The sequence below is a fragment of the Allobosea sp. LC85 genome (assembly GCF_000735605.1).
Taxonomy (GTDB): Bacteria; Pseudomonadota; Alphaproteobacteria; order Rhizobiales; family Beijerinckiaceae; genus Allobosea.
Genome location: NZ_JPKG01000026.1, coordinates 1 through 7,361, shown reverse-complemented (window position 1 = coordinate 7,361; position 7,361 = coordinate 1). Strand labels below are relative to the sequence as shown.

Sequence of the window (7,361 nt, the reverse complement as noted above, 5' to 3'; positions counted from 1 at the left end):
GACATACGAAAACAACGATCCCGTCCGTTCGTCCCCACCGCGCATCCAAATCAATCCTGTGGCCGCAACCCCACGGAATCATCACACCAACCAAAAAGCCAGCGCGTTTTTCAGCAGCCTGCTAGAGCATTTCCGTGTTTCTCCGAATCGCGGAAATCCTCTAGCTCTTTGTTTTATCGCATTTTCTTCACGCGAACCGGTGTCCACTTCGCTCGAAAATGCTCTAGTCCCTCGTCCAGGCCCGCTTCAGATCGTAGTCGATCAGATAGGCGGTGCGCTGGTTCAGCCGCTCCCGGTAGACCTGCAGGTTTTCCATCACGCGCTGGACGTAGTTGCGGGTCTCGTTGAACGAGATGCGCTCGACCCAGTCGACGGCATCGACATCGGGTTTGCGGGGGTCGCCATAGGTGTCGATCCAGCGCTTCACATTGCCGGAGCCGGCATTATAGGCGGCGAAGCTCAGGATGTAGGAGCCACGCCATTCCCGGATCAGGTCGTTGAGATGGGCCGCGCCCATCTGCGCGGAATAGAGAGCATCGCTGCCGAGCCGCGGCAGGTCGAACGGCATGTTGGCGCGCCGCGCCGTTTCCCGGGCAGTCGCCGGCATCATCTGCATCAGCCCGCGCGCCCCGGCATGCGAGACCGCATTGGGATCGAAAGCGCTCTCCTGCCGGGCGATGGCGTGGACGATCGCCCGCTCCATCGGGTCGCCCACCACGGGGAAGTCCGGTACGCCGGAGGTGGGGAACGCCGCAGTGTCGAGCGGGAAACCACGGTGCAGGGCGGTCTTGCCGATCGTCAGCAGGGTGCGGACATCGCCTTCACGGCTGGCGATCGCAGCCACGGCTTCCAGCGAGGTCGTCGTGTGCAGGCGCTGTGACAGGTCGACCAGCATGGTTGCGGCGAGGTCGCGCGCACCGATCTGGTAGAGCAGGCGCACGCCTTGGTGGCCGGGCAGATGTTCGAGCGCTGCCGACTCCGTCGTCCTGATCGGCAGGTTCGGCAGGCCGAGCTTGGCCCGGGCGAGCTGGCCGTAATAGGCGACGGAATGAACCGCGGCCCGCTCATAGGCTTCCTGGGCGCGCTCGGTCAGCCCGATGGCCTCGGCCGCGCGGCCCTGCCAATAGGCGACGCGCGAGACCGAGACCGGGGTCTCCGCCCATTTGGCTGCCTCGTCGAAATGGGCGAGAGCCAGTCCGGGCTGATCGCGGAACCGCAGCGCGATCCAGCCGGCGTGCCATTCCGCGTCGATGCGCTCGGCGGCGCTTTCGGCGCCGTGACCTGCCGCCACCTCATAGGCCTTGGCCGCATCGCCCTCGTCGAGAAGCTTGCGCGCGATCAGGCGACGCTCCGTCCACCATTCGTCGCCATCGCCGAGCAGGGCCGGGTCGCGTGGGACCTTGGCGAGAATCTGTGCGGCCTCGCCGGCCTTGTTGGCGCGCCGCGCCTGTTGCGCCTGCAGGAAGACGAAGGAGAGATCGTTGCGGAGCGACGCCGGCACGGCCGCCACCAGCGCAGGCGCGATCGTGCCCTTGGACTGCGCGCTGGCGAGCCGCGCCTTGGCGAGCAGGACATAGTCGGCGGAGACGCGCGCGGCATTGCGCAGCGCGGCAGCGTTGTTCTCTTCAAAGAGATAGCGTTCCGCGCGCAGGCGATGGTCGGTCGCTGTCAGCCGGTCGCCAAAGCTGTTGAGGACGATCGTCTCCAGCGGCGCGCCGAGATTGTCACGCCGCCAGGTCTCGCGGATCAGTTCCATCGCATCGTCGGGCTTGCCGTCGGCCTTCAGGGCCATGGCCAGCGCCACGCGGCCGACCGGGCTGACCGGCCGTTGCGCATGGAAGAAGGCGCGGATCACGGTCACGCTCTTCCTCTCGGAGATCAGCGCGGCCTCGGCGCGGCGCCGAAACAGCGTCGTTGCCGGATAGTTCGGATAGGCCTCGAGAAAGGCGTTGATGCGGGTGAAGCTGACCAAGTTGCCACCGTAGCGGATCGCAGCCCATTCGAGCATGGCGCGTGTCGCACGATCGTCGAAGGCCGAGGCGAGGATATCGCCTTCGGCCACCGCACCGCGGCGGTAGGCTTCGACCGCAGTCTTGAGGGCGCCCAGATCGGTTTCCGTGCCCGCGCGAAGCTGCTCGTCGGGCGAGCGCAGCAGCGTCGCCGTCGTCGTGGGATCGGCAAGGGCCGCGACGCGGGCCTGCTGCAGCGTGTGGTCGGCGTCGTTGGTCGCTTGGGCGCTCGCAGTCACAAGGAGCGCAGGCACGGCCCATGAAAGGAGCCGTCGAGAGGCAGGCAGCCGTACCATGGTGGATTTCCCCGGGAGGCGCTTGAACTTCGATGGTCGGTGAAGGGTCTTGATGGACCGTTAACTGAGGTGCAAGCGCTTTTTGATGGGCTTTCGCCTTTGCGCATGCGGTGGGAGGCGGTATGTCTGTCGCCCGCTACACACGGATTTTGTTCTTAGGACGGCCGAACATGACCAAGCATGCGCCTATCACCGGCTCGCTCACAGCCCTGGTGACGCCGTTCAAGGGCGGCAGGATCGACGAGGATGGTCTGCGCGCGCTGATCGCCTGGCAGATTGAAAGCGGCAGCCATGGCTTCGTCCCCGTGGGCACCACCGGCGAGAGCCCGACGCTCAGCCATGACGAGCACAAGCGGGTCATCGAGATCTGCATCGATGCGGTAAAGGGTCGCGTCCCGGTCATCGCCGGAGCTGGTTCGAACAACACGGCCGAGGCGATCGACCTCGCGATCCACGCCGAGAAGGCGGGTGCGCAGGCGCTGCTGGTCGTCACGCCCTATTACAACAAGCCCACCCAGGAGGGCATGTATCAGCACTTCAAGGCGGTGAACGACGCGGTCGGCATCCCGATCATCATCTACAACATCCCACCGCGCTCGGTGGTCGACATGTCGGTCGAGACCATGGCGCGGCTCTACGAGTTGAAGAACATCGCGGGCGTCAAGGATGCGACCGCCAATCTCGCCCGCGTCTCGCAGCAGCGCCACGCCATGGGGCCGGACTTCATCCAGCTCTCGGGCGAGGACATGACGGCGCTGGCCTATATGGCAGCCGGCGGCCATGGCTGCATCTCGGTTGTCGCCAATGTGGCGCCGCGACTTTGCTCCGAGTTGATGGTGGCTGCGCTGAAGGGCGACTTCGCTGGTGCCCTGAAGCTCCAGGACCGGCTCGCGCCGCTGCATGATGCGGTGTTCAAGGAGCCGGGCCTCGCCGGTGCCAAGCACGGGCTCAAGCTGCTCGGCCGGATCGAGGAGGAGGTCCGCCTGCCGCTGATGCCGGTGACCCCGCCGACCGGCAAGGTTATCCGCGAGGCCATGGTTCACGCCGGGCTGTTGAATGCCTAGATAGAGAGTTGCGTTCGCCCGGGGTGCTCGGCGAACGCCCCGGAGCCGCTGATGTACGAACCGAGCCATTTCAAGGTTGAAGACCGTGACGCGTTGCACGGCGTCATTCGCGCGAATCCGCTTGCCACATTGGTGACGGCCGGCGCCGACGGCCTTCTCGCCAATCCCGTGCCGTTCGTCCTGCATCCGGAGCTCGGCGAGCAGGGCCTGCTGCGCGCGCATCTGGCGCGTCCCAACCCGCAAGGGCGCGCCATTGCCGCCGGGGCCGAGACGCTGGTCGTCTTCACCGGGGTCGAGCGCTATGTCACGCCGGCCTGGTATGCCTCGAAGCAGGAACACGGCAAGGTCGTGCCGACCTGGAACTATGTCACCGTGCAGGTGCGCGGCCCGGCCCGCGCCATCGAGGATCCCGCGTGGTTGCGCGCCCAGCTCAAGTCGTTGACGCGGCAGCAGGAAGCGCCGCGCGCCGAGCCATGGTCGGTCTCCGACGCTCCGGAGCCCTTCATCGCGGCGCAGGCACGCGGCATCGTCGGCATCGAGATCGAGATCGCCTCGATCATCGGCAAGTTCAAGCTCAGCCAGAACCGGCAGGAAGCCGACAGGCTGGGGGTTCTCAACGGCCTGAGCGCTGACCCGGAAACGGAGTCGCAGGCCATGGCGGGTCTCGTGAAGGTCTATGGATTTGGTCACCCGGCATGAGCAAGCCTGATCCCGAGCGCTATCGCCTCGCGGCCGATAACCGCAAGGCGCGTTACAATTACGAGATCATCGAGACACTCGAGGCCGGCATCGCCTTGCAGGGCACCGAGATCAAATCCCTGCGCGGTGGCAAGGCGACCATCGGGGAGAGCTATGCCGGGCCGATGGGCACCGAGCTCTTTCTGTTCAACGCCCATATCCCGGAATATCTCGAAGCCAACCGCTTCAACCACGATGTCCGCCGGCCGCGGAAGCTGCTGCTGCACCGCCGGCAGATCAACAAGCTGATGGGGGCGATCCAGCGCGACGGCTTCACGGTGATTCCGCTCAAGGTCTATTTCAACGACAAGGGGCGCGCGAAGGTCGAGCTCGGCCTTGGCCGCGGCAAGAAGCTGCATGACAAGCGCGAGACGGAAAAGACCCGCGACTGGAACCGCGACAAGGCGCGGATCATGAAGAGCGGCGGCTGAAGCGAACAGCCTTTCCGCCAGGCGAGCGTCAAGGAAAAAGGGCCGCGCGAGCGGCCCTTTTCGTTTGTCGGGACGTCCAGAAAAGCCCGCTGCCAATGCATCGGCCCGAAAAGTGGATCGCGGTTTTCGGGGCAAGGCCGATGCACGCACGGAAGGCCGCATCGGCCCGAAAAGTGGATCGCGGTTTTCGGGGCAAAGCCGATGCACGCACGGAAGGCCGCATCGGCCCGAAAAGTGGATCGCGGTTTTCGGGGCAAAGCCGATGCAAGCACAGAAGGTCAGGCCGTCGCCTTCTTGAAATTGGCGTTGGCCTTGTCCCAGTTCACCGTCTTCCACCAGGCGGCCAGATAGTCGGCGCGGCGGCTCTGGTGCTTGAGGTAATAGGCGTGTTCCCAGACGTCGACGCCGACCACCGCCTTGGCGCCGAGTTCGAGCGGGGTGTCCTGATTGGCCGTGCTGACGATCGCGAGCTTCTTGTCCTTGCCGACGACGAGCCAGGCCCAGCCGGAGCCGAAGCGGCCCATGGCGGCGGCGTTGAGCTTGGTCGCCATATCGGTCACCGAGCCGAGCGAGGCCTCGATCGCGCTCTTGAGTTCAGGCGAAGGCTGCTCCGCTCCGCCCGGCGTCATCAGCTCCCAGAAAAACGTATGGTTCCAGTGGCCGCCGACATTGTTGCGGACGCCGGTGCGAACGGTTTCGGGAACCGTGCTGAGATCGGCCAGAACGGTCTCGATCGGCGTCGTTTTCAGGCCCGCCCATTGATTGGCCAGCGCGTTGGCGTTGTTCACATAGGCCTGATGATGGGCGGAGTGATGGATGCGCATGGTGGCAGCGTCGATATGCGGCTCCAGCGCCTCATAGGCATAACCGAGGGGTGGCAGCGTGAAGGCAGGTGCAGCCGCCGGCGCAGCGGGAGCAGGCGTAGCCTGCGCCAGCACAAGGGCGGGCTTGGCGATGACGAAAACACCCGCGGAGCCCGCCGCGAGCCCGGCGAGAAAATGACGGCGATGCACGATGAAGCCTCCCAGTCCCGTTGCAATCATAGCCCGGCCCGGCCGAATCAGATCGGCCTCGGGCCGTGCTCCAACGGTGCTATCACAGCCTCTGACCAAGCGTCAGTGGCTGGCCGGGTTTCAGCTTTCGACCGGTTCGTCGCCCTGGCGGATGCCATAGCGGCGCTCCAGGCCGGGATGGCCGGGCGTGCCGGGAGCGGCGCTGCGCGGAGCCCGTTCGGAGGGGTCACGCCCGATCTTCGCCATTAGATGCGACAGGTCGAGGAATTCGTCGCACTGGCGGCGCAACTCGTCGGAGACCATGGGAGGATTGGTCGTAATGGTCGAGACCACCGAGACCTTCACGCCCTTGCGCTGCACGGCCTCTACCAGCGGGCGAAAGTCACCATCGCCCGAGAACAAGTAGATCTGGTCAAGATGAGGAGCAAGTTCGAGCATTTCGATGGCGAGCTCGATGTCCATGTTGCCCTTGACCCGGCGGCGGCCAGTCGCGTCGGTGAATTCCTTGGCCGCCTTGGTGATGACCCTGTAGCCATTATAGTCAAGCCAGTCGACCAGCGGTCTGATCGACGAGTACTCTTCGCTTTCGACGAGCGTGGTGAAGTAGAATGCCCGGATGAGATTCCCTCGCGCCTGGAATTCCTTCAGCAGTCGACGGTAATCCATGTCGAAGCCAAGCTGCTTCGATGTGGCATACAGGTTGGCCCCATCGATAAAAAGCGCGATGCGCGGCTCCGCCATGGCAACGACTCCAGTAAAAAACGAATCAAATACGTCAGATCGAAAGGATAGCAGTCAGGCAATGTCGAAGGACCGCCGAATTCTGATCGGTCAAGCCCTAATTATGCGGCCACTTGCTGGAGTCTTGCAAGAGCGCTTGCTCGGGCTGGCCGGCATCGTTCAGCCGGCGAGGCCCCGGCTGCCGGGCTTGACCGCTGGGATGGCGGCAAGCTCGGGCGGCAGCGCGTCAGGAGCATAGGCAGGGATGTCGAGTGCGACGAGGCTGACCAGTCTGACGCCGAGATCGGCCTTGCCGGCGGAACGGTCGACCAGGCAGGCGGCGCCGAGAATCTGGCCCGGCTCACCAGCGATCGAGGCCAGGCATTCGCGCGAGGAGAGGCCGGTGGTGACGATGTCTTCGACCATGACCACGCGCGCGCCGGCGGGGATGGCGAAGCCGCGGCGCAGCCTGAACTGCCCGTCTTCGCGTTCGACGAACACGGCCTTGGCCTTGAGGTGCCGTGCCGTCTCATAGCCCGGCACGATGCCGCCGACCGCGGGCGAGACGACATAATCGACCTTGCCGAACGTGGCTTCGATCTTGGCGGCGAGGGCCTTGCAGAGCCGCTCGGTGCGAACCGGATCCTGGAAGATGAACATCTTCTGCAGGAAGATCGGGCTGCGCAATCCGGAAGACAGGATGAAGTGACCTTCGAGCAATGCGCCGGCATCGCGGAATTCGGCCAGGACCTCGTCGTCGGTCATCGGTGCGCCTCGCAGATGGTGTGATCCCATGGCCTGCGACAGGCACAGGCGAGCGCTTTTGCGCCGGAACGGCCCGCGTTTCAAGCGCCGGCCTGAGCGGAGCTGTGGAAGGCTGCCAGATCATCGGATCGGATATCGTATCCGGTCCGGTGATCCGACTTTCTGTGATTGCATCGGCTTTCCCGAAAACCGCAGCCGATGCTCTAGCAGGCTGCTGAAATTCCTGCTGCGTTTCCGCGAGTTTGGGTTGTGGGCGCGATTTTTTGACGGATATCGGCCGGTTTTGGGCTGTCCGGCGCAGGGGTTCTGGTCATATTGGCCTATT

7 protein-coding genes are annotated in these 7,361 nt (G+C 64.7%); 3 read left to right on the top strand and 4 right to left on the bottom strand.

From position 1 onward, the window contains the following. Positions 1–223 precede the first annotated feature (223 nt). Positions 224–2,305, bottom strand: coding sequence for a lytic transglycosylase domain-containing protein (locus tag FG93_RS12235; RefSeq protein WP_081881495.1), 2,082 nt, complete (start codon positions 2,303–2,305; stop codon positions 224–226). A 170-nt stretch (positions 2,306–2,475) separates the two neighbouring features. Here FG93_RS12235 and dapA point away from each other — a divergent pair, with 170 nt between their 5' ends. From dapA to smpB, 3 genes are read left to right on the top strand one after another with little or no spacing between them, the layout of a single operon-like run. After that, the gene (gene dapA / locus FG93_RS12230; RefSeq protein ID WP_043234806.1) at positions 2,476–3,369 is read left to right on the top strand and encodes a 4-hydroxy-tetrahydrodipicolinate synthase; all 894 of its coding nucleotides are present in this window, start codon (positions 2,476–2,478) and stop codon (positions 3,367–3,369) included. A 51-nt stretch (positions 3,370–3,420) separates the two neighbouring features. Continuing rightward, complete coding sequence (locus FG93_RS12225; protein ID WP_043234805.1) at positions 3,421–4,068, top strand: FMN-binding negative transcriptional regulator; 648 nt, start codon at positions 3,421–3,423, stop codon at positions 4,066–4,068. Then, positions 4,065–4,538 (top strand): SsrA-binding protein SmpB, encoded by a 474-nt coding sequence (gene smpB, locus FG93_RS12220; protein WP_043234803.1) that lies wholly within the window; start codon positions 4,065–4,067, stop codon positions 4,536–4,538. Before FG93_RS12225 ends, smpB begins: the two co-directional genes overlap by 4 nt. Positions 4,539–4,816: 278 nt before the next feature. Here smpB and FG93_RS12215 read toward each other — a convergent pair whose 3' ends face one another. From FG93_RS12215 to pyrE, 3 genes are all read right to left on the bottom strand, one after another. Further along, positions 4,817–5,551 carry a superoxide dismutase gene (locus FG93_RS12215; RefSeq protein ID WP_280114135.1) on the bottom strand — a complete coding sequence of 245 codons (735 nt, stop codon included), beginning with the start codon at positions 5,549–5,551 and terminating at the stop codon, positions 4,817–4,819. Between the two features lie 120 nt (positions 5,552–5,671). Beyond that, positions 5,672–6,292 carry an NYN domain-containing protein gene (locus FG93_RS12210; protein ID WP_043234801.1) on the bottom strand — a complete coding sequence of 207 codons (621 nt, stop codon included), beginning with the start codon at positions 6,290–6,292 and terminating at the stop codon, positions 5,672–5,674. Positions 6,293–6,451: 159 nt separating this feature from the next. Next, positions 6,452–7,036: an orotate phosphoribosyltransferase gene (gene pyrE / locus FG93_RS12205; protein ID WP_043234800.1), complete on the bottom strand. Its 585-nt coding sequence runs from the start codon at positions 7,034–7,036 to the stop codon at positions 6,452–6,454. Positions 7,037–7,361 lie beyond the last annotated feature (325 nt).

What these genes read in the sequence shown, in the direction of transcription:
- FG93_RS12235 (WP_081881495.1), bottom strand. Translation starts at nt 2,305, where the DNA reads ATGGTACGGCTGCCTGCCTCTCGACGGCTCCTTTCATGGGCCGTGCCT.
- dapA (WP_043234806.1), top strand. Translation starts at nt 2,476, where the DNA reads ATGACCAAGCATGCGCCTATCACCGGCTCGCTCACAGCCCTGGTGACG.
- FG93_RS12225 (WP_043234805.1), top strand. Translation starts at nt 3,421, where the DNA reads ATGTACGAACCGAGCCATTTCAAGGTTGAAGACCGTGACGCGTTGCAC.
- smpB (WP_043234803.1), top strand. Translation starts at nt 4,065, where the DNA reads ATGAGCAAGCCTGATCCCGAGCGCTATCGCCTCGCGGCCGATAACCGC.
- FG93_RS12210 (WP_043234801.1), bottom strand. Translation starts at nt 6,292, where the DNA reads ATGGCGGAGCCGCGCATCGCGCTTTTTATCGATGGGGCCAACCTGTAT.
- pyrE (WP_043234800.1), bottom strand. Translation starts at nt 7,036, where the DNA reads ATGACCGACGACGAGGTCCTGGCCGAATTCCGCGATGCCGGCGCATTG.